General features: G+C 67.2%; 20 protein-coding genes. 4 read left to right on the top strand and 16 right to left on the bottom strand.

Translation table 11 applies throughout. From position 1 onward, the window contains the following. From ACODRX_RS00745 to ACODRX_RS00675, 15 genes are all read right to left on the bottom strand, one after another. Nucleotides 1-714 (bottom strand): ABC transporter ATP-binding protein, encoded by a 714-nt coding sequence (locus ACODRX_RS00745; protein ID WP_488869029.1) that lies wholly within the window; start codon nt 712-714, stop codon nt 1-3. Beyond that, nucleotides 701-1,480 carry an ABC transporter ATP-binding protein gene (locus ACODRX_RS00740; protein WP_488869027.1) on the bottom strand — a complete coding sequence of 260 codons (780 nt, stop codon included), beginning with the start codon at nt 1,478-1,480 and terminating at the stop codon, nt 701-703. Before ACODRX_RS00740 ends, ACODRX_RS00745 begins: the two co-directional genes overlap by 14 nt. Then, nucleotides 1,477-2,478, bottom strand: a complete 1,002-nt coding sequence (locus ACODRX_RS00735; protein ID WP_488869025.1) for a branched-chain amino acid ABC transporter permease — start codon at nt 2,476-2,478, stop codon at nt 1,477-1,479. The genes ACODRX_RS00740 and ACODRX_RS00735 overlap by 4 nt, the downstream gene beginning before the upstream one ends. 3 nt (nt 2,479-2,481) lie before the next feature. Further along, nucleotides 2,482-3,351: a branched-chain amino acid ABC transporter permease gene (locus ACODRX_RS00730; protein WP_488869023.1), complete on the bottom strand. Its 870-nt coding sequence runs from the start codon at nt 3,349-3,351 to the stop codon at nt 2,482-2,484. A 28-nt stretch (nt 3,352-3,379) separates the two neighbouring features. Beyond that, nucleotides 3,380-4,534: an ABC transporter substrate-binding protein gene (locus ACODRX_RS00725; protein WP_488869021.1), complete on the bottom strand. Its 1,155-nt coding sequence runs from the start codon at nt 4,532-4,534 to the stop codon at nt 3,380-3,382. Nucleotides 4,535-4,565: 31 nt separating this feature from the next. Continuing rightward, nucleotides 4,566-5,423: an alpha/beta fold hydrolase gene (locus ACODRX_RS00720; protein WP_488869019.1), complete on the bottom strand. Its 858-nt coding sequence runs from the start codon at nt 5,421-5,423 to the stop codon at nt 4,566-4,568. Nucleotides 5,424-5,442: 19 nt separating this feature from the next. Beyond that, entirely contained in the window at nt 5,443-5,823 is a 381-nt protein-coding gene (locus tag ACODRX_RS00715; protein WP_488869017.1) for a hypothetical protein, read from the bottom strand. Nucleotides 5,824-6,215: 392 nt separating this feature from the next. Beyond that, nucleotides 6,216-7,193: a Bug family tripartite tricarboxylate transporter substrate binding protein gene (locus ACODRX_RS00710; RefSeq protein WP_488869015.1), complete on the bottom strand. Its 978-nt coding sequence runs from the start codon at nt 7,191-7,193 to the stop codon at nt 6,216-6,218. A gap of 46 nt (nt 7,194-7,239) precedes the next feature. Further along, entirely contained in the window at nt 7,240-8,259 is a 1,020-nt protein-coding gene (locus ACODRX_RS00705; protein ID WP_488869013.1) for a D-2-hydroxyacid dehydrogenase, read from the bottom strand. A 9-nt stretch (nt 8,260-8,268) separates the two neighbouring features. Further along, a complete protein-coding gene (locus tag ACODRX_RS00700; protein WP_488869011.1) occupies nt 8,269-9,270 on the bottom strand; it encodes a Bug family tripartite tricarboxylate transporter substrate binding protein in 1,002 nt (333 codons plus the stop codon). A gap of 27 nt (nt 9,271-9,297) precedes the next feature. After that, the gene (locus ACODRX_RS00695; RefSeq protein ID WP_488869009.1) at nt 9,298-10,098 is read right to left on the bottom strand and encodes a class II aldolase/adducin family protein; all 801 of its coding nucleotides are present in this window, start codon (nt 10,096-10,098) and stop codon (nt 9,298-9,300) included. Between the two features lie 30 nt (nt 10,099-10,128). Continuing rightward, nucleotides 10,129-11,331: a tricarballylate utilization 4Fe-4S protein TcuB gene (gene tcuB / locus ACODRX_RS00690; protein WP_488869007.1), complete on the bottom strand. Its 1,203-nt coding sequence runs from the start codon at nt 11,329-11,331 to the stop codon at nt 10,129-10,131. Nucleotides 11,332-11,336: 5 nt separating this feature from the next. After that, nucleotides 11,337-12,761, bottom strand: a complete 1,425-nt coding sequence (tcuA, locus tag ACODRX_RS00685; RefSeq protein ID WP_488869005.1) for an FAD-dependent tricarballylate dehydrogenase TcuA — start codon at nt 12,759-12,761, stop codon at nt 11,337-11,339. An 84-nt stretch (nt 12,762-12,845) separates the two neighbouring features. Then, nucleotides 12,846-13,811: a LysR substrate-binding domain-containing protein gene (locus ACODRX_RS00680; protein ID WP_488869003.1), complete on the bottom strand. Its 966-nt coding sequence runs from the start codon at nt 13,809-13,811 to the stop codon at nt 12,846-12,848. Nucleotides 13,812-13,874: 63 nt separating this feature from the next. After that, nucleotides 13,875-14,498: an FMN-binding negative transcriptional regulator gene (locus ACODRX_RS00675; RefSeq protein ID WP_488869002.1), complete on the bottom strand. Its 624-nt coding sequence runs from the start codon at nt 14,496-14,498 to the stop codon at nt 13,875-13,877. An 86-nt stretch (nt 14,499-14,584) separates the two neighbouring features. Between ACODRX_RS00675 and pdxR the strand changes: the two genes are divergently transcribed. Further along, nucleotides 14,585-16,072 (top strand): MocR-like pyridoxine biosynthesis transcription factor PdxR, encoded by a 1,488-nt coding sequence (gene pdxR / locus ACODRX_RS00670; RefSeq protein WP_488869253.1) that lies wholly within the window; start codon nt 14,585-14,587, stop codon nt 16,070-16,072. 31 nt (nt 16,073-16,103) lie between these two features. Here pdxR and ACODRX_RS00665 read toward each other — a convergent pair whose 3' ends face one another. Continuing rightward, nucleotides 16,104-17,033, bottom strand: a complete 930-nt coding sequence (locus ACODRX_RS00665; protein ID WP_488869000.1) for a DMT family transporter — start codon at nt 17,031-17,033, stop codon at nt 16,104-16,106. 231 nt (nt 17,034-17,264) lie between these two features. On the opposite strand from ACODRX_RS00665, the gene ACODRX_RS00660 reads away from it, so the two are divergent. From ACODRX_RS00660 to ACODRX_RS00650, 3 genes are read left to right on the top strand one after another with little or no spacing between them, the layout of a single operon-like run. Next, nucleotides 17,265-18,224: an MBL fold metallo-hydrolase gene (locus ACODRX_RS00660; RefSeq protein ID WP_488868998.1), complete on the top strand. Its 960-nt coding sequence runs from the start codon at nt 17,265-17,267 to the stop codon at nt 18,222-18,224. Between the two features lie 5 nt (nt 18,225-18,229). After that, entirely contained in the window at nt 18,230-19,870 is a 1,641-nt protein-coding gene (locus ACODRX_RS00655; protein WP_488868996.1) for an FAD-dependent oxidoreductase, read from the top strand. Further along, a complete protein-coding gene (locus tag ACODRX_RS00650) occupies nt 19,867-20,079 on the top strand; it encodes a DUF2783 domain-containing protein (RefSeq protein WP_488868994.1) in 213 nt (70 codons plus the stop codon). Before ACODRX_RS00655 ends, ACODRX_RS00650 begins: the two co-directional genes overlap by 4 nt. Nucleotides 20,080-20,120 lie beyond the last annotated feature (41 nt).

The following is a 20,120-nucleotide window of genomic DNA, read 5'->3' as shown; positions in this document are numbered from 1 at the left end:
TCAGATGCCGAGAAAGGCTTTTTGCACGAACACGTCGTTCAGCAGCTCGTGGCCCGATCCCGCCCGGATCACCCGGCCCTGCTCGAACACATAGGCGTCGTCGGACATCTTCAGCGCCAGGCGGGCGTTCTGCTCCACCAGGATGACGGAGATGCCGCTCTCCTGGTTCAGGCGCTTGATGGCCTGCGCGATCTCGGAGACGATCTTGGGCGCGATGCCCAGCGACGGCTCGTCGAGCATCAGCATCTGCGGGCTGGACATCATGGCGCGGCCAATGGCCACCATCTGCTGCTCGCCGCCCGAGAGCGAGCCCGCCATCTGCTCGCGGCGCTCCCTGACGCGGGGAAAGAGTTCGTACACCAGCTCCAGCGACTGGTTGCGCCGCGCCGCAGAGCTGACGGTATGCGCGCCCACCATCAGGTTTTCCCACACGGACATGCGCGGAAAGAGCCGCCGGCCCTCGGGGGACAAGGCGATGCCCATGCCCACGCGCTGCGCCGCGTTGGCGCCGTCGATGCGCTGGCCGTCGAGCAGCAGCGACCCGGCGCTGAGCTTCTTCAAGCCCATCAGCGCCTTGAGGGTAGTGCTCTTGCCGGCGCCGTTGGAGCCGATCAGCGCGACTATCCTGCCCGCCTCGATCTTGAAACTGACTCCGTGCAAGGCCTGCACCAGCCCGTAGTGGACCACGATGTCCCTGACCTCAAGCGTGCGCATCTTCATCCACTCCCAGATAGGCTTCGATCACCGCGGGGTGGTTGCGGATTTCTTCCGCAGTGCCCTGGGCGATCTTTTGTCCTTGCACGAGGACGATGATCTTTTCGCAGGTTCCCATCACCAGGGCCATGTGGTGCTCGACGAACAGCAGCGAAATCCGGTGCTCGCTGCGCAGCGTCTTCAGCAGGCGGCCGAACTCGGCGCATTCCTCGGGGTTCAGTCCGGCGGCGGGCTCGTCGAGCAGGAGCAGGCGTGGATTCGTTGCCAGGCCGATCGCCACGCCGATGCGCTTTTGGTGCCCGTAGGCCAGCTCGCCGGCGATCTCGTGGCGGTAGGGCGCCAGCCCGGTGATCTCCAGCACCTTGTCGACTTCGGCGCGGATCTTCTGGCGTGCGGCCTTATACGCGCCGGTCTGCGCGATCTGCGCCCATACAGGGATGTCGAAGTGGCACAGCGCTCCGCGGTAGACGTTCTCCTGCACCGTCGATCCCGGATAGACGGTAGCCGACTGGAAGGTGCGGGCCAGCCCGTGCCTGACGACATGGCTGGGCTTGCGGCCGGTGATGTCCTCGCCTGCAAACACGATCCTGCCCGCGCTGGGTGCGAGCGAGCCGCTGATCATGTTGAACGCGGTACTCTTGCCGGCCCCGTTGGGGCCGATCAGGCCGACGATCTCGCCTTCGTTGAGCTCGAAGCTCAGGTCGCGCACGGCCGCCAGTCCGCCAAAAGTCTTGGAGAGGCCTTCGATCTTGAGTAGTGCCGTCATCGCTGGCCTTTCTTGCCGCCGCGCCTGGCGCCGGTGCCCGCCAGGCCCACCAATCCCATGGGCAGGAACTTGAGCACCAGGATCAGCGTGATGCCGTACATGATGTTCTGCGTTTCGATCGCGCTGCGGAACAACTCGGGCAGCGGGGTCATGATCAGCGCGCCGAGAATCGGCCCCAGCACCGAGCCGCGCCCGCCGATCACCAGCATGATGATGGCCGCCACCGAGATGTGCTGGTTGAATGATTCCGGCGAGACAAAGCCCAGGTAGTGCGCGAGCAAGGCGCCGGCGAAGCCGGCGAAGGCGCTGCCGAGCACAAAGGCGAACATCTGCGAGCCCTGGATGCCGATGCCGCTGGCTTCGGCCAGCTCGGGGTTGTCGCCCACCGCGTCCAGCGAATGGCCCTTGGGCGTCTTGCACAGCGCGATCAGCAGCACGATGGATGCGAAGGCGCAGGCGGCGGCCAGGCAGTAGAACGACAGCTTGCTGTCAAAGCTGAAGCCCAGCAGGCTGGCTGGCGGAATATTGGCAATGCCGTTGGCGCCGCCGGTGATGCCGCCGCCCTCCAGCAGCACGAGGCGGAACAGCTCGCCGAAGCAGAAGGTCACCAGCACGAAGTACACGCCCTGCAGGCGCAGAATCACCGCGCCCAGCAGGTAGGCCACCAGCATGGAGACGGCAACGCCGGCCAGCACCGAGACGAAGAACGGCGTGTGCAATCGCGTGGTGCAGATCACGGCGGCAAATGCGCCCATGCCCATGAATGCCGCGTGGCAGAACGAGAGCTGGCCCGTGCGGTTGATGAGCGCGAGCCCGTTCACGAAAATGATGTTCAGGCAGATGAGCACCGCCAGGTGGATGTAGAAAGGATTGCCGGCCAGCAGCAGTGGAAGGGAGAACAGCGCCAGCAGTGCCGTGATCCATATGCCCCAGCTGCCGCCCGGCGTTGGCTCGCGGGAGTCCAGGTTGTACTTGCCGTTCATGGTGGAGGTGTTCATGGCTTAGCGCCCGGCCTTTCCGAGCAGCCCCGAGGGGCGGAAGATCAGCATCAGGATCACGCAGCCAAAGAGCAGCATGTCCGAAAAGCTGCTGGACATGAAGGTATTGGCCACGCTCTCGAAAACCCCGAGCAGCAAGGCCGCGAGGGCCGCGCCCGGAATGCTGCCAAGGCCGCCCAGGATGACCACGATGAAGGCCTTGAGCAGCGGCGTGGCGCCAATGCTGGGCGATACGGAGAACACCGGCGCCATCAGGGCGCCGGCGACGGCCGCGAGCGCGACCCCGATGCCGAAGCCCAGCGGGTACATGAGCTGCGAGCGGATGCCCTGCGCGTTGGCGATCTCGATGTCCTGCACCACCGCGCGCAGCGCGCGGCCGCCCTTGCTGTGCATCAGGAAGGCGTAGAGCATCACCAGCACCACCAGCGAGAACGCCACCACGTACAGGCGCGACATCGGCAGCATCACCGGCCCGAGCGATGCCACGCCCTCGGCAACCGGTGGCATGGACTGGGGATCGGGGCCAAAGACCATGAGGGCGCCGTTTTGCAGGACCATCGCCAGTCCGATGGTGGCGATCATGCCGTTGAGCTCGTCGCCCCGAAAGCCCTTCATCACCACGACCTCGATGAGCCAGCCGGCAAGCAGCGTGAGCACGAAGGTGGCGAGCACGGCCGCGAGAAAGGGCAGCTGCAGCCGCGTGACGCAGACATAGGCCGAGAAGGCTCCCAGCATGTAGAACTCGCCATGCGCGAAGTTGACCACGCGCATCACCCCAAAGACCAGTGTGAAGCCAATGGCCATCAGCAGGTACAGCAGCCCGATGATGAGTCCGTTGGTCAGCGCCTGGCCCAGCAGAAAAGTAAAGTCCACGGCGGTATCCCCGGTGCCTGCCGCCGCACTACTTGCACTCGGCAAGAGAGCAGCTGGCCTCGATCACTTCCTGGCCGTCCTGCACGCGGGCGATGTAGAACGGGGCGCTGATCTGGTGCGCGATGCCGTAGACCTCGGCGCCGCTCCAGTTGAGCGTGCCGAGAATGCCCTTGAAGTCCTTGATGTTCTCGAGCGCCACGCGCACCTTGTCGGTGTCGGTGGTGCTGCCCGCGGCCGCCATGGCCTGCAGCAGCATGTGGGTGCCGTCGTAGAACGCGGGGCTGAAGCCGTTCATGCGCTTCTTGTACTTGGCGAAGTAGCGTTCCGCATACGCCTTCACCGCGGTGTTGGCCGGGTTGATGGGCGTGTTCACCAGCATGCCGTTGGTGGCGCTGGCGCCGGCCACGTTCACGATCTCGGGCGTTGCGGGGCCGCCGCTGCGGATGATGAAACCCTTGAAGCCGAGCTCGCGCGCCTGCTTGACGATCAGGCCGGCCGTGCCGGGCGCATTGCCGTCCAGCTCGATCGCATCGACCCCCTTGGCGATCAGGCGCGTGAGCAGCGGCATCATGTCCACGCGCTCGCGCTCGAAGAATTCCTTGGCGTTGAGCTGCGCGCCGGCCTTGCTGTAGGCTTTTTCCAGGTCGACCGCGATCTGCTGGCCGGTTTCGTCGTTGGGGAACAGTCCGCCCACTTTCTTGATGTTCTTGGCCTTCACGATCCAGTCGATCTGGGGTTGCGATGTCTCCATGGTCGTGAGGTTGGGGCGGAAGTTGAAGGGCTTGTCCTTGCCCAAGGCCTTGTCGGTGAAGCCCAGCGTGAGCATCATCACCTTGTTCTTGTCGACGATGGGGGTGACCGCCAGCGCACCGGCGGAGCCCACCGGGCCGATGATGTACTTGACCTTGTCCTCGAAGACCAGCCGGTTCGCCGCGGTCACGGCTTCGCCGGCCTGGTACTTGTCGTCGTAGGCAACGACCTTGAGCTTGTATTTCTTGCCGCCGACTTCCAGGCCGCCCTTGGCGTTCACATCATCGGCCGCGAGCTCCGTGGCATAGAGCATCGCCTGGCCCCAGGCCGCGCCTGCGCCGGACAATGTGACGATGGCGCCGATCTTGAGTTCCTCTTGGGCGAAGGCGGTGCCGGCCAGGCACAGCAGGCCGGCGATGGCGATTTTCTTCATGGTCGATCTCCTTGGGTTGCGTGGGTTCGAGTCAGGGCCGGGCCGATTGAGCAATGGCCTGCAGCACCGGCGTGATGTATTTCTTGAACTGCTCCGGGTTTTCGCTCATCGGAAAGTGCCCCAGCTCCTTCATGACGACGGCCTGGGCGCCGGGGATGGAGCTGGCGGTGCGCAGGGTGTCCTCGGGGCTGCAGGAAAAATCGTATTCCCCGGTCAACAGGAACAGCGGCGTCTTGCTGGTGTCGATGCCGCCGAGCTTGCCGCGCAGGTCGGAGTCGACGCGATAGAAGTACAGGTCGCCCTTGAAGATGCCGGGGCCGCTTTGCTGGTATTGCCACAGCGTTTCGTGGCGGTAGCGCTCCGGGCTCTGCGGCGCTATCAGGCCCGACACCAGCGCGGCGCAGACTTCTCCGCCGTGCACGTCGGGGCGGTTCAGCCAGCTGGTGTCGTACCAGGGCGGCTGGTAGTCGGCGCCTTCGAGGCCGATCAGGGCCCGGAACTCTTCGCCATGGGCGTGGGCCAGCTGCAGCACGATGCGCCCGCCGATGGAGCAGCCCATCACCACGGGCCGTTCAAGCCCCAGGGCGGAGATGAACGCACGGATGGTCTCGACATAGCGCTCCGTGGTGAGTTCGTAGTCCTGGTGCTGGAAGCCCTCGGGCGGATAGGACTTGCCATGCCATGGCATGTCGAAGGCGATGACGCGAAACTGCGCAGTGATGTCTGCATCGCACAGCAGGTGGCGGAACTGGCGGCCGTCGGAGCCGGCCGTGTGCAGGCACAGCAGCGGGATGCCCTGGCCGCATTCCTCGAAGTACACCCGGCATGCATCGCCCAGGATGTCCAGGTGCAGGTACTTGCCCACGATGGGCTCTATGGTGGCTGTCATTGCATTTCCTTGGCTGGCGTCATGGGGCGCTTGCGGGGGCGCTGAGCACGTCCTTCAGGTACTGCAGGTGAGCGAAGAACAGCTGCGAGTCGCCCTCGATGCCCATGGCGCCGCGCTTGGCCAGCGCGAATAGGTCGTGCCAGCCGGGCCGGGGAGGCTTTTCCCACAGCGCCGCCCAGGCTTCCTCGGAGGCGCGGATGACGAGGTCGGCGGCTGCAAAAAGAGGGGGCCGGGCGCTGATGCTGTGGATCTCGCCGTTGCGGATATCCACCAGGTACGCGGCGGTGCCGATGAAGACCTTGATATGCGCCGTCAGATAGCGGCCGCGATGCACCAGCCGGCGGTTGGCATTCACCTGTTGCCGGACGGATTCAAATCGCTGCTGCAGGGATGCTGTCACTTCCATGTCTCCTCTTGGTCGGGTGCCTGTGGCCCGGCCGGACTGGATGGCTGGAGGTGCAGCTGAGGAAGCGCTGGGCGGCGCATCCAGTCATCGGTCTGGCAATTTTTAAATTCTTTCTAATAGAACTTAAGTTCTGCTATGGAGAATAATGCATGAGAGATGGACTGTCAAACAAAAAGCTGCTGATTGAGCTGGAGCGTCGGGCAGGACTCGTCGCCAGACGCCTGCCCATGGGCCTGGGAATTTCAATATTGATAGCTAATGACGTAGGGCCATAAAAGAATTCAGGCATAAATCCTTCATGGATTAATGCCTGATGGTTGGTTGATGCTATTATATTAATAGCAAAATACAGCAGACGATGCGAACGGCCGCAGACCGCAGCCGCCTTATTCCGCGGAAAGCTTGCGCTCCTTCACCAGCCTGCCCCATTGCTCGTATTCCTTCTTCATGAAGGCCGCGAACTCGGCGCGCGTGGTGGGCTGGGGCGTGAGGCCGTGCTTGTTGAGCGCTTCCTTGACGCCGGGGTCATTCAGCACCTTGACGATCTCGGTGTTCCAGCGGTCCAGGATGGGCTTGGGTGTCTTGCCGGGCGCCACGAAGGCATACCAGTTCAGCGCCTCGAAACCCGGGTAGCCAGCCTCGGCCACGGTGGGAATGTCGGGCATGTAGGCCGGGCGCTTGAGGCCGGTGGTGGCCAGCGGTATCAGCTTGCCGGCCTCGATGTGGGGCAGGGCCGTGGGCGGCGCGGCGAAGTAGCTGGTCACGCGCTCGCCCAGCAGGTCCTGCAGCGCGGGCGCGCCGCCCTTGTAGGGCACGTGGACCATGTCGATGCCCGCGCGCTGGTTGAACAGCTCGCCGGCCAGGTGGGAGGCCGAGCCCGCGCCGGTCGAGGCGAAATCCACGCTGCCCGGGTTCTGCCTGGCCTTGGCCACGAACTCGGCCAGGGTCTTCACGCCCGCGCCCTTGTGCACCACCAGCACGTTGGGAAAGTTCACGCCGCCGGAGATGGGCGCCAGATCGGTGAAGGGGTTGTAGCCCACCTTCATGATGTGGGGCGCAATCGTCAGCGGGCCCACCGAGCCGAACAGCAGCACCGAGCCATCGGCAGGCGCCTTGGACACGTACTGGTGCGCGATATTGCCGCCCGCGCCGCCCTTGTTCTCGACCACCACGCTCTGGCCGATGTTCTCGCCCAGCTTCTTGGCGATCAGCCGCGCGGCCGCATCGGCGGCGCCGCCTGCCGCGAAGCCCACCACCAGGGTCACGGGCCTGTTCGGCGGGAATTCCTGGGCCTGCGCGTGTGCGGCAAGCGACAGCGAGGTGATGGCCAGCAGGGCGGCCTTGAGCAGAGTGCGTTTTTTCATCGTGGATATCCGGTAGTGGTGGAAAACAGGGCCGGCGCAGCCCCCTTCATGGTTCCAGGCGCACCACGTTCACCAATGGGGCGCTATTGGCAAAACGGGCAAGGTTGTCCAGGAATATCTGTATCACGCGCGCCGAATTGCCTGCGGCAAAGCCGGCGCTGTGCGGCGTGGCGATCACATTGGGCAGCGTCCACAGCGGCGAATCCTGTTGCAGCGGCTCATGGGCGAATACGTCGAGATAGGCGCCTGCAAGCCGGTTGCTGCCGAGTGCATCGATCAGCGCTTGTTCCTGCACCACGTCGCCGCGCGATACGTTGATGAGGTGCGCGCCCGCAGGCAGCAGCTGCAGCGCCCGGGCGTCGATAAGCTGGCGCGTGCGGTTCGTCAGTGGGCAGGCCAGCAGCAGCCAGTCGGTGCGTGGCAGCACGCTGGCGATGTCCTCATAGGTACACGACGGCGAGCCATTGGCGATGGGGGTATTGCTGCTGCGCACGACCTGGAAGCGCAGGCCGATGGCCATGAGAATCCGCGCGATTGCCTGGCCTATGCCGCCCCAGCCGACGATGGTGGCCATCTGCCCCTGGATGTCGGGCGGCAGCGGCGGGCGGTCCACCAGCGGCGCCCATTCGCGCCGCTGCTGTGCGGCCAGGAGGGCGGGAAAGCGCCGGCCGAGCATCAGCAGCCCGGCGACGGCGCTTTGGGCCACCGCTTCGGTGTTCGTACCTGCGGACGAGGTAAGCGCCTTGCCGCGGGCGAGCAGTTCTAGGTAGACGGGCCGGTCGGCGCCTGCCGAATGGAAATGCAGCCAGCGCAGGGTCTGGCTGTTCAGCATCGCGGCGTAGAAGCGCTGTGTGTACGGCTGCACGCTGTGCTTGGTGGAGATGCTCGTGACGTCGCGCGAGACAAAGGCGATCTCGAATGCCGCGCCGCGCTGTTCCACGTCGTCCACCGTGATCAGCTCGGGTGCGGTGGCGAGGCTGGCGCGAATACGCTCGCCGTGTTGGGCGCGCACGGCTTCGGAGACCAGGATGCGCAGGGGGCCCGTGCTGCTGTTGGGACAATTCATGGTGGCTGGTCAGTCCACGCTCGCGCCGGAGTCTTTGACGATTTTCTGCCATTTCACATACTCCTTGCGTGTGAACTGGCCGAACTGCTCGGGCGTGCCGCCCACGGGGTCGGCGCCTTCGCGGATCATCTGTTCTTCGAGCGACGGCAGCACCTCGTTCACCGACTGGTTGAGCAGCGTGACGATCTGCGCCGGCGTGCCCTTGGGCGCGAAGAAGCCGAACCAGGAACCGGCCTCGAAGCCGGGAAAGCCCTTTTCCGCCACGGTCGGGATGCCGGGCAGCGAGCGTGAGGGCTTGAGGCTGGAGACCGCCAGTGCGCGCAGCTTGCCGGCATGCACATGCGAGATCACGGAGGGGATCGTGGCGAACATGAACTGCAGCCGGCCCGCGAGCAGGTCATTGAGTGCATTGGCCCCCTTGTACGGCACATGCAATGGCTGCGCGCCCACGCGCTCGCCCAGCATGTAGCTTGACAGGTGCGACGAGGTGCCGACGCCGGTCGAGCCATAGCTCAGCTTGCCGGGGTTGCGCTTCAGATAGGCGACGAATTCGTCGAAGGTCTTGGCCGGTACCGAGGGGTGGACGACCAGCACGTTGGGCACGTCGGCAATCTGCACGATGGGCACCAGATCCTTGAGTGGGTCGTATGGCAGCTTCTTGTAGAGCGTCTGGTTGATGGCGATCGGCCCCACGGAGTTGACGATGAGCGTATAGCCATCGGGTGCCGCGCGCACGACCTCGGCTGTGCCGATGTTGCCGCCGCCGCCCGGCTTGTTGTCGATAACGAAGGGCTGGCCGATCTTTTCTCCGACCTTTTGCGTGACGGCACGCGCCAGGATGTCGGTCGTGCCTCCCGCCGAGAAGGCCACCACCACGCGCACCGGCTTGCTCGGCCATTTCGTTTCCTGTGCCTGCAGTGGAGTGAAAAGCAGCGGGCTGGCCAGCGCCAGGGTGGCCGCGGCGCAGAAGCGTCGCCGCCTGGTGGCTTGAGGGGTAAGAGGGGTGGGCATGTCTTGTCTCCTGGGATGTTGTGGGGTTCAGTCGCGATAGCTTGGGTCGATGCGGTCCAGCATGCGCAGCAGGGCGGGCCATTCCATGACGCCGTAGGGCCTGCGCGTGCCGGGCTGGTAGTTGTTCCAGGTCTCTTCGAGCACGGGCGCGGGTACGGCTGCGAGCGGGCTGTTGGCGGCCATGGCGGCAAGCTGCGAGCGGCAGGCGAGTTCGAGCCGGTGCATCCAGTTGAAGGCTTCCCCCACCGTGCGGCCGACCGTGAGTGCGCCGTGGTTGCGCAGGATCAGTGCCTCGCCCTGGCCGAGGTCGGCGATGAGCGAGGCCTGCTCGGCGGTGTCGAGTACCACGCCCTGGTAGTCGTGGTAGCCGATCTTCAGGAAGCGCATGGCCGTTTGCGTGATGGGCAGCAGGCCGCATGCCAGCGCCGAGACGGCCATCGAGGCCCAGCTGTGGGTGTGGATCACGCAGTCCACCTCGGGCCGGGCGTGGTGCACGGCGCTATGGATCACGTAGCCGGCCTGGTTGACGCCGTAGTTCAGCGCGCCGAAATCGGGCTTGGCGAGAACCTTGCCGCTGTGGTCCACCTTGATCAGGCTGGACGCGGTGATCTCCTCGTACATCATCCCGTAGGCGTTGATGAGAAAGGCGTTGTCCTCGCTCGGCACGCGGGAGGAAATATGGTTGGCCATCATGTCGGCCATGCCGTAGCGGGCGACGAGGCGGTAGCAGGCGGCGAGGTCGATGCGGGCCTGCCACTCCGCGTCGGAGCAATGGGGACGCATCGAGGGGATCTGCAAGACGCCTTGGCGGGTGGGGGTGGTGTTCATGGCTTGCTCCTTGTGGGAATGGCTGTCGGTTCAATCGGCACCCAGCCCAATAGGGCTGGGCTGGCGCTTTTCGGTGGTGTGGCGCAGCAGGGCGGCCGTGCGGAACACGCCGTGCGCGAACTTGCCGTAGGGCAGGGTGGCGAACAGGGCGATCACGGCGCCCAGGTGCAGGCACAGCAGCAGGGCCAGGGCCGGCGTGCCGCGGCCCAGCCACAGCGCCATGCCGCTGGCGGCGACCAGGAACAGCAGGGCGATGAAGCCCAGGTCCATGGGTTTCTGGCGCGCGTCGCCATGCAGCGGGTGGCGCCTGCGGTTCAGGTGCCACAGTCCCGCCGTGCCCAGCATGAGGCTGGTGCCGCCCACCGCGCCCAGCAGCTTGGGCAGGCTGGGGAAGTCGTAGGGCGCGGCCCAGCCGAACACGTAGTGGTAGACCGTGGCCAGGGACGTGGCCGCGAAGCACAGCAGAAAGCCGTAGAAGGTCAGGTGGTGAAAGCGCCTGCGCCTGAGGGTGTAGGCATCGTCCTCGTTGTGGCAGCCTTCGCCGTGGCCGCCGTCCAGGTATTTGAGGCGCAGCACATCGTGCGCGGCCTCGGCGGCGGCCGGCGCGCCCACGTCCACGCCGCTGGTGGCGGGCTTGACGTCCTTCCAGAAACGGCGCACGCCCATGGCCAGCGCGAACACCACGAACAGGAAGACGGGCGCGAACAGGCCCACCAGCAGGTTGTGCGGGAACAGGTGGTAGAAGTTGGCGCCCAGGTCGGCGCCCCATAGGCGCCCCAGGCCGCCCTGCAGGGCCACGGCCAGCACCAGGAACAGCGACAGGCCTGCGGCCAGGGCCAGTGACAGCGTGAGCCCGTTTCTCTGGTACAGGCGTCCCAGGGCGGGCGGCCAGGCGTAGTCGGCATAGGTCTGGCCGCGCACCTCGGCCATGGCCTGGGGGATGTTGATGGCGAATTCATGCGGCGGCGCGTACTGGCAGGCATGCAGGCAGGCGCCGCAGTTGTGGCAGAGGTTGGCCAGGTAGTGCACGTCGGCCTTGGCGAATTCCAGGCGCCGCGTCATGGCCGGGAAGACCGCGCAAAAGCCTTCGCAGTAGCGGCAGGCGTTGCAGATCTGCAGGGCGCGCGCCACCTCGGATTCGGCGGCGGTGTCCGTGGCGGCCGGCAGGATGGGGATGACCCGGTCGGTGGCCAGGGCCTGGGCTTCTCGGGTCAGGGCGTTCAGGGTCTGCATCTCGGTCAAGCCTTTTCTGTCACTGCGCCGCGCACGGCGGGTTGTCCGGCGGCGGCCAGGGCCGCGTTGCGGCCCGCGATGCGGCCGAAGGCCGTGCCGATGGACATGCCCACGCCGGCCGTATAGCCCTTGCCCAGCACGTTGCCGGCCATCATTTCGCCGGCCACGAACAGGCTGGCGCTGGGCCGGCTGGCAAAGCGCACGGCCGCCGTGTCGTCGGTCTCCAGGCCCAGATAGGTGAAGGTCACGCCGGGGCGCAGCTGGTAGCCGTAGAAGGGTGCCGTGTCGATGGGGCGGGCCCAGTGGGTCTTGGCGGGGGCCAGGCCCTCGGTATGGCAGTCGTCCAGCGCCGTGTGGTCGAAGTGGCCGACGCGGCAGGCGCCGTTGTAGGCATCCAGGGTCTGCATGAAGCGGCCCTCGTCCAGGCCCAGCTTGCGTGCCAGCTCGGGCAGGGAGTCGGCGCGCACGCCCGGGAAGACCGGCGGCATGAAGCGGCCTATGGCCTTGGCGTCGATGACGGACCATGCGGTCTGGCCCGGCTGCTGGGCCACGAGGCGGCCCCAGATCGCGTAGCGCTTGGGCCAGAAGTCCTCACCCTCGTCGTAGAAGCGCTCGGCCTCGCGGTTGACCACCACGCCCAGCGAGACGCAGTCGATGCGCGTGCAGATGCCGCCGTCGTACAGCGGCGCGCGCGCGTCGATGGCCACCATGTGGGCCTGGGTGGGGTCGCCGATGCGGTCGGCGCCATGGTCTTCGAGCAGGTGGCGCAGCAGCACGCCGCGGTTGTAGGCCGTGCCGCGGATCAGGAAGTTGTCGGACGGCCACTCGCCGCGCGCGTTCTGGCCCCAGGCCTCGCGCAGCCATTCGCGGTTGGACTCGAAGCCGCCTGCGGCCAGCACGCAGGTTTTTGCCGTGATGCGCTGCTCGCCCACCCAGGCGGCCTTGAACTCGCCGCCCTCGATCTCCAGGCGGTCCACGGGCGATGCGTAGCGGACCTGCACGCCCATCCGCTCGGCGCTGCGGTAGTAGGCGTTGACCAGGGCCTTGCCGCCGCCCATGAAGAAGGCATTGGTGCGCGCCACATGCAGGGCGCCCGACAGCGGCGGCTGGAAGTGCACGCCGTGGCGGCGCATCCAGCCGCGGCAGGTGGAGGAGGCGCGGATCACCATGCGCGCCAGGTGCTCGTTGGTGATGCCGCCCGTGACCTTGAGCAGGTCCTGCCAGAACTCCTCTTCGGGGTAGGCCTCGACCAGCACGTCCTGCGGCGCGTCGTGCATGCAGCGCAGGTTGCGCGTGTGGCCGGAGTTGCCGCCGCGCCAGTCGCGCGGCGCCGCCTCCAGCAGCAGCACGCGGGCACCGGCCTCGCGCGCCATCAGCGCGGCGCACAGCGCGGCATTGCCGCCGCCAATGACCAGGACATCAGCGTCCATCGCCTCTCCTCGTGGTTTTCTCGTGGGAGCTCCACTGTAGGGAGGGCCCGGCGCGCTGTGCAGGCGCCGGCCGGCATGGGGGTATCAGTTTTCGTGATGGATGGGGGCGACCCCGTGCCAGGCGCCGCTTTCGACGAGCTGGCGCATGCAGTCGATCAGCACCACGCGCGCCGCGAGCGCGGCCGATGCCAACTCGTCCTCGGACAGGCTGCACAGCAGGTTGGTGCGCTGGGCATCTCTATCCGTGATACGCGAGCATTCGAAGCGCTGCCCGGCATCGGCATAGCGCCCCATCGCGGCCCAGGGCTGCACGGTGGAGCCCAGCCCCGCGTCCACCGCGGCCATGACCATGGACAGCGAATCGACCTCCAGCACCAGGTGGGGTGCAAAGCGCGCCTGCGAGAACGCGGTGTCCAGCGTGCTGCGCAGCCCGTGCAGCCCGGTGGGCAGGATCAGCGGCTCGCCCGCCAGGTCGGCCAGCGCCATCGTCGCCGGCAGGGGCCGCGTGCCTGGGCGCCGCGCGCGGATCAGGAACAGCGCTTCCTCGATCAGCGGATGCACCTGCCAGTGGCGCCGCCCGCCCGCGCCCGCCCGCGCGCCGTGCAGGCGCGCGTCGAACAGCACGGCCATGTCCAGCGCGCGGGCGTTGAGCATGTCGGCCAGGTGGCCGGACATGCCCTCCACCATGTGCAGGCGCACGTCGGGATAGCGCTCGCGCATGGCGCGCATCAAGGGCAGCGCCAGCATGGCAGAGGTGGTGGGCGCCAGCCCCACGCTGACCGAGCCCGACAGCCGCGCCTGCTGCGCGCCGCGCACGGCCTGCTCGGCATGGCGCAGCGTGAGCTGGGCCTCGCGAAAGAATGCCACGCCGGCGTCGGTGGGCACCACGCCGCGCGGCGTGCGCTGCAGCAGCCGGGTCGACAGCTCGCTCTCCAGCCGGCTGATCTGCTGGCTCAGCGCCGACTGCACCATGTCCAGGTCCAGCGCGGCGCGGCTCATCGAGCCCAGCTCGACGATGCGCACGAAATAGCGCAGTTGTCTCAGTTCCATTCCGGCATTATGGAGGGCGCTCGCAGCGCATCTGCTGCTGCGGTATGGCCGCAGACTTCGTCTTCATTCAGGTGCGCGCATGTGTTGCGCCAGCTCGGCATGGCCCCTGGCCTGCAGCGCCTGTGCGGCGCCAAGGCGGTCGCGTTTTTCCTTGTTCTGGCCGAGCTTGCGCTTTGCTTCGAGCGATGTGATGGTGATCTCGATGCCGACGATGCTCGCCAGCATGCGATTGATGAACTCGGGCGCGGAGTCTGCCATTTTCCAGGGCCGGGCTTCCGCGGCCTCGTGCCGGCGCGTCAGCCGGCCGACGATGCCGCGTACGAATCGTTCGTCGTCGCGCACCGTGAGCCGGCCGTGCGCATGCACCGCTTCGTAGTTCCAGGTTGGCACCTGGCGGTGGGTTTCATGCTTGCTGGGATACCAGTTGGGTGAGATATAGCCCTCGACCCCCCGAAACACCACCAGCACCGGACAGCCCGCTGCACACCGCTGCCAGATAGGGTTTGCGCGTGCCACATGCGCCGTCAGCGTGCCGTGCGCGCCGGCATCGGGGGCGAATTCGAACGGAAGATGGTCGGTATCCAGTCCATTGGCATCATGGGTCACCAGCATGCCCAGTGGATGCGCGCGGATGATCCGCGCCAGTTCCTCGGGATGGGTTTCGGCAAAGTGGGGGGGAATGTACATGGCGGGGCAACTCGCTCGGCAAGAGACAGCACATGACTATGGCTTTCATCTGGCATGATGAAAAGAACCAGTTCTTGTCATTCTTAATGGTCCAGTTGAAGCGCATCACTCCAAGGCAGCCGGGCGCCACGGGTGCCGGACGCCGCATCTACGACATGCTGCGCGGCCAAATGGCAGACGGCACGCTGCCTTCGGGGGCGCGGCTGCCATCCACCCGGGCGCTGGCCGCCGAGCTGGGCGTGTCGCGCACCACCGTCACGGCGGTCTATGAGCAGTTTGCCGCAGAGGGTGTTCTGGAAACCGCGCCCGGCCGGGCGGCCCGCGTCGCCAGCCCGCTGGCGGCAAGCGCATCCGGTGGGCCGGCCCAAGGGCGGCGGGAGCTATCCGTGCCAGTGCTGTCAGCCTTTGGCCGGCGGGTTGCGGATATCTCGATGCCGGCGCAGGGGCAAGCCGGACTCGCACGCTGCGATTTCCGCTATGGCACGCTCGCTTCCCAGGATTTTCCGAGCCTGCCCTGGCGGCGCGCCTACCTGCGTGCACTGCTGCGCCAGCAGCCCAGCCTGTCTTATATCCCGCCCGAAGGGGAGCCGTCGCTGCGGCACGCGCTGCAAGGCTACTTGCGCCGTGCCAGGGGTATTTCCTGCGATGCCGGGCAGATCATGGTGGTGCAGGGTTCGCAGCAGGCCATCGATCTGTGCGCCCGGCTGCTGCTGGATGCGAACGATGCCTTTGCCTTTGAGAATCCGGGCTACCAGATGGCAAGGCATTGCTTCGAGGCGACCGGTGCGCGCCTGCTGCCGGTGCCGGTGGACGGGCTGGGCATCGATACGGACAGGCTGCCGGAAGACGAGCGTGTCCGCCTGGCCTATGTGACCCCGTCGCACCAGTTCCCGCTGGGCGGTGTGCTGCCGATAGGACGGCGCCTGCAGTTGTTGCACTGGGCGCAGCGTCGGCGCGCATGGGTTGTCGAAGACGACTACGATGGCGAGTTCCGCTATGGTCATCGCCCCATCGACGCGCTGCAATCCATCGACACAGACGGCCGTGTGATCTACGTGGGTACTTTCTCGAAAGCCTTGTCGCCGCAACTGCGGCTTGGCTACATGGTGCTGCCGCATGCCCTGGTGCCCGTGTTCCGGAGCGCCAAGCGGCTGGTGGATCGGCATGCGCCGGCGCTGGAACAGCAGGCGCTGGCCGCCTTGATCGACAGCGGTGGCTATGAGCGCCATATACGCCGCATGCGCCGTGCAAACGAGCGCCGCCGCACTGCGCTGCTGCAGGCCATTGCGCAATGCCTGCCTCGGGGCGCCTGGGTGAGCGGCTCGGCGGCGGGGTTGCATGTGGTGCTATGGCTGCCATTCCTGGATGCGCAGCAGGAGCCGGAGCTCGTGGCGGCGGCCCATGACAAAGGCGTGGGAATCTATCCCGCCGCGCCGCTGTTCATGGCTGCTGCCGTTCATGATCGGCCCAGGCACGCGGGATTGATCCTGGGATATGCCAGCCTGGATACCGAGCAGATCCGGCAAGGCATATCCGCCCTGTCGGCGGCTATCGCGGAAATGGGACGGCGCTGAAATCCCTGCCGAACATTGCCCTGCCGCCGGCTCAGCGCGATTCGCGCAGGCTCAGCCAGGCGCTGGCCGCGCCGCACAGGGCGATCACCACCATGCCCATCACCGCCCACTGGTCCGGCATGTGGCCATAGACCAGCCAGCCGGCGAACAGCGCGCAGGGAATCTGGCTGTACAGAAAGGGCGTGATGGTGGCGGGTTGGGCTTTTTCGTAGGCCTTGAGCAGCAGCAGGTGCCCGACCGAGCTGCCCACGCCCATGGCCAGCGCGGCCAGCCACAGCGCCGGGGTGTGCGGCAGCTGCCAGGCCCATGGCAGCGCGGCGCAGGTCAGGCCCAGGGCCAGCAGGCTGGTATAGATCTGCGTGGTCAGCGGCCGCTCCTTGCCGGCCATGCGGCTGCTGAGGACCTGGTAGGCGGTGTTGGCCGCCAGCTGCAGCGCGGGCCACAGCAGGGCGCCGCCACTGAAGCCGGCGCCGCCGGGGCGGATGATGACCAGGGTGCCGCCGAAGCCCAGTGCCACCAGCACCCAGCGTAGCGGGCTCACCTGCTGGCGCAGCCACAGTGCGGCCACCAGCGTCAGCGCCAGCGGCGTGAGCGCGATCACCGCGGTGAATTCGGCCAGCGGCAGGTAGCGCAGGCTCAGCATCGCCAGCACATTGCTCAGGCAGAACAGCACGGCGCGCAGGCACTGGAAGCCGGGGCGCTGCGTGCGGAAGATGTCCAGCCCGCTGCGGGCCACGCCATAGCCCACGGTCAGCGCGGTCTGCAGCGCGTAGCGCAGCCACAGCGCCATCAGCAGCGGCAAGGCCGCGCCGGCGTACTTGGAGCCGGTGTCCAGCAGCGAAAAACAGGCACAGGCCAGCGCCGTGAAGGCGATGCCCTTCAGCGCCTGGTGCGAACGGTGGGAAGCAGCGGTGTCCGCTACGGTGGCGGCGGCCGCGGGGGAAGGGCGGAGCGGGGGCATGGGTAGGCCGATTCTAGGATGTGTTCTCCCGAAGTGCGGGCGGCGGCCCGGTGTGCGCCGCACTTGCTGGATGGGGTCAATATTCTAGGTGAATACCCTTGTTTGGGCGTATTTCCTGATCTGGCTCAGAGGAGCGGAGCCGCTTTGGTGGCAGCTGTCCATAGGTCTATGGACAGACAGGGGCGGCAGCTTTGGCGAGACTGCGCGCATTCTTCAAGGAGACCCCTGACCATGGCAAAGCCCTTTGCTTCATCGGCCGATCTGGCGGCCAAAGCCGAAACCCTGGAGGTGCTGGACAACGGCGTCTATGCGCTCACCGCCGAAGGCGACCCGAATGTGGGCGCGATCGAGGGCGAGGATTTCATCGTCGCCATCGAGGCCCGCGCCACGCCGGCCGCCGCCCGCGACTGGCTGGCCAAGCTGCGCGAGCACACCGGCAAGCCCGTCAAGTACCTGGTGCTGACCCACTACCACGCGGTGCGGGTGCTGGGCGCGTCGGCGTTCGATGCCGAGCACATCATCACCAGCGCCACCACGCGCCGGCTGATCGAGGAGCGCGGCCAGCAGGACTGGGACAGCGAATACGGCCGCATGCCGCGCCTGTTCAAGGAGCCCGAGGGCATACCCGGCCTGACCTGGCCGACGCAGACCTTCGACGAGCATTTCTCGATTCCGCTGGGCGGCAGCCGCGGCTCGGTGGAGCTGCGCTTCCATGGCCGCGGCCACACGGCCGGCGACATCGTCGCCTGGCACGAGCAATCGGGCACCTTGTTCGCCGGCGATCTGGTGGAGGCCGAGGCGGCGCTGTACACCGGCGATGCGTTTCACTTCGACTGGTCCACCAAGACGCTGGACGCCCTCAAGCACTACCGCGCCGACAAGCTGGTGGGCGGGCGCGGCAAGGTGGCGCGCGGCGTAGCCGCCACCGATGCCGCCATCGAGCAGACGCGCTCCTTCCTGCAGGGGATGATCGACAACGTGGGTGCGGTGCACAGGCGCGGCGGCACGCTCAGGCAGGCTTTCGAGGCCACCCACCAGGCGCTGGCGCCCCAGTTTGGCCGCTGGCCGATCTTCGAGCACTGCCTGCCGTTCGACGTGCAGCGCCTGTGGGATGAGTTCGACGGCATCGACTGGCCGCGCATCTGGACGGCCGAGCGCGACCGCGCGGTCTGGGCACAGCTGCAGGGGTGATCGCCATGGCTGCAATTGCAAGCACATCGCCCATGGCGCCCGGCCCCGCCACGCGCCATGCGGGCATTCCGGTCTGGCGCCACCTAGGCGCCAGCGCTGCGCCGCCGCAAGCCGCCGAGCAGCGGGTGCCGGTGCTGGTGGTCGGCGCCGGGCCGGTGGGGCTGGCCATGGCGCTGGACCTGGGGCGGCGCGGCCATCCGGTGGTGGTCGTCAGCCGGCTGCCCTTCGTGGCCGGCGGCTCCAAGGCGATCTGCTTTTCCAAGCGCTCGCTGGACATCTTCCACCGCCTGGGCGTGGGAGCCGAGCTGCTGCAGCAGGGCGTGACCTGGAATGTGGGCAAGGTGTTCTGGGGCGGGCGCAGCGAGCCCATCTACCAGTTCGACATGCTGCCGGTCAAGGACCAGCAGTATCCCGGCTTCATCAACCTGCAGCAGTACTACGTGGAGGATGCGCTGCTGCGCGCGCTGCAGGCGCTGCCCCATGTGGAGCTGCGCCTGGGCCAGGACGTGGTGGCGCTGCGGCAGCGGCCCGACGGGGTCGAGGTGGAGGTGGACGCCGCGGGGCAGCGCTACCGGCTGCAGGCCGACTGGCTGCTTGCCTGCGACGGCAGCCGCTCCACGGTGCGGCAGCTGATGGGGCTGGATTTCGACGGCCGGGTGTTCGAGGAGAACTTCCTGATCGCCGACATCCGCATGCAGGACGAGCGGCCCTGCGAGCGCTGGTTCTGGTTCGATCCGCCGTTCAACCCGGGCCAGTCGGCGCTGATGCACAAGCAGCCCGATGGCGTGTGGCGGCTGGATTTCCAGCTGGGCTGGAACATCGACCGGCAGGCCGCGGTGCAGCCCGACAACGTGGCGCGCTACGTGCGTGCCATGCTGGGCGACGAGGTGCAGTTCAGCGAGGAGTGGTACAGCATCTACACCTTCCAGTGCCGGCGCATGCAGCGCTTCGTGCATGGCCGGGTGCTGTTCGCGGGCGACAGCGCGCACCTGGTGTCGCCATTTGGCGCGCGCGGCTGCAATGGCGGCCTGGCCGATGTGGACAACCTGGGCTGGAAGCTCGATCTGGTGCTGCGCTCCGGGGCCGGGGCCGGCCTGCTGGAGAGCTACAACGACGAGGCGGTGGCCACGGCCGACGAGAACATCCTGAACTCCACGCGCTCCACCGACTTCCTGACGCCCAAGACCGCCGCCAGCCGGGCATTCCGCGATGCGGTGCTGGAGCTGGCCGCGAGCGAGGAATTCGCCCGGCCCTTCGTGAACTCCGGGCGCCTGTCCACGGCCATCCACTACCCTGGCAGCCGGCTGAGCACGCCCGACGCCGAGGCCTGGGACGGCGGCATCGCGCCGGGCTCGCCCGCGCTCGATGCGCCCTGGGATGGCGGCTGGCTGCTGGGCCTGCTGGGCAACCGCTTCGTGCTGCTGGCCAACGGCTGGTGCGGCGGCGCGCTGCCAGCAGGGGTCGAGCTGATCGACGTGGCCGCGCAGGGGGCGGACAGCCCGTTGCTGCGCGAGCGCTACCAGCTGGCGCCCGGCGCCGCCTACCTCATCCGCCCTGACCAGTATGTGGCCGCGCGCTGGCGCCAGGCGCCGTCGGCGGCGCAGCTGCAGGCCAGCCTGGACCTGGCCAAAGGAGTGCAGCCATGACCCGATTGATCCGCCATGCCCAGCTGGACCGCGTGGACGACATCTACCAGCAGCTGATCCAGATGCACGAGGGCCTGGACGAGGCGCAGAGCCTGAAGCTGTGCGCGCGCCTGATCCTGGCGCTGGCCAACCACATCGGCGACAGCGAGGCGGTGCTGGGCGCCATCGCGCTGGCCAAGGCCGGGCCGCAGGTCCGCGAAGGCGGCTGAGCCCATTCGCCGCCGTAAGAAATTTCACAATCAGGAGACAA

The sequence above is a fragment of the Comamonas sp. FG99 genome, assembly GCF_057808605.1.
The sequence above is the reverse complement of the archived record's forward strand: the minus strand, read 5'-3'. Positions and strand labels throughout refer to the sequence as shown.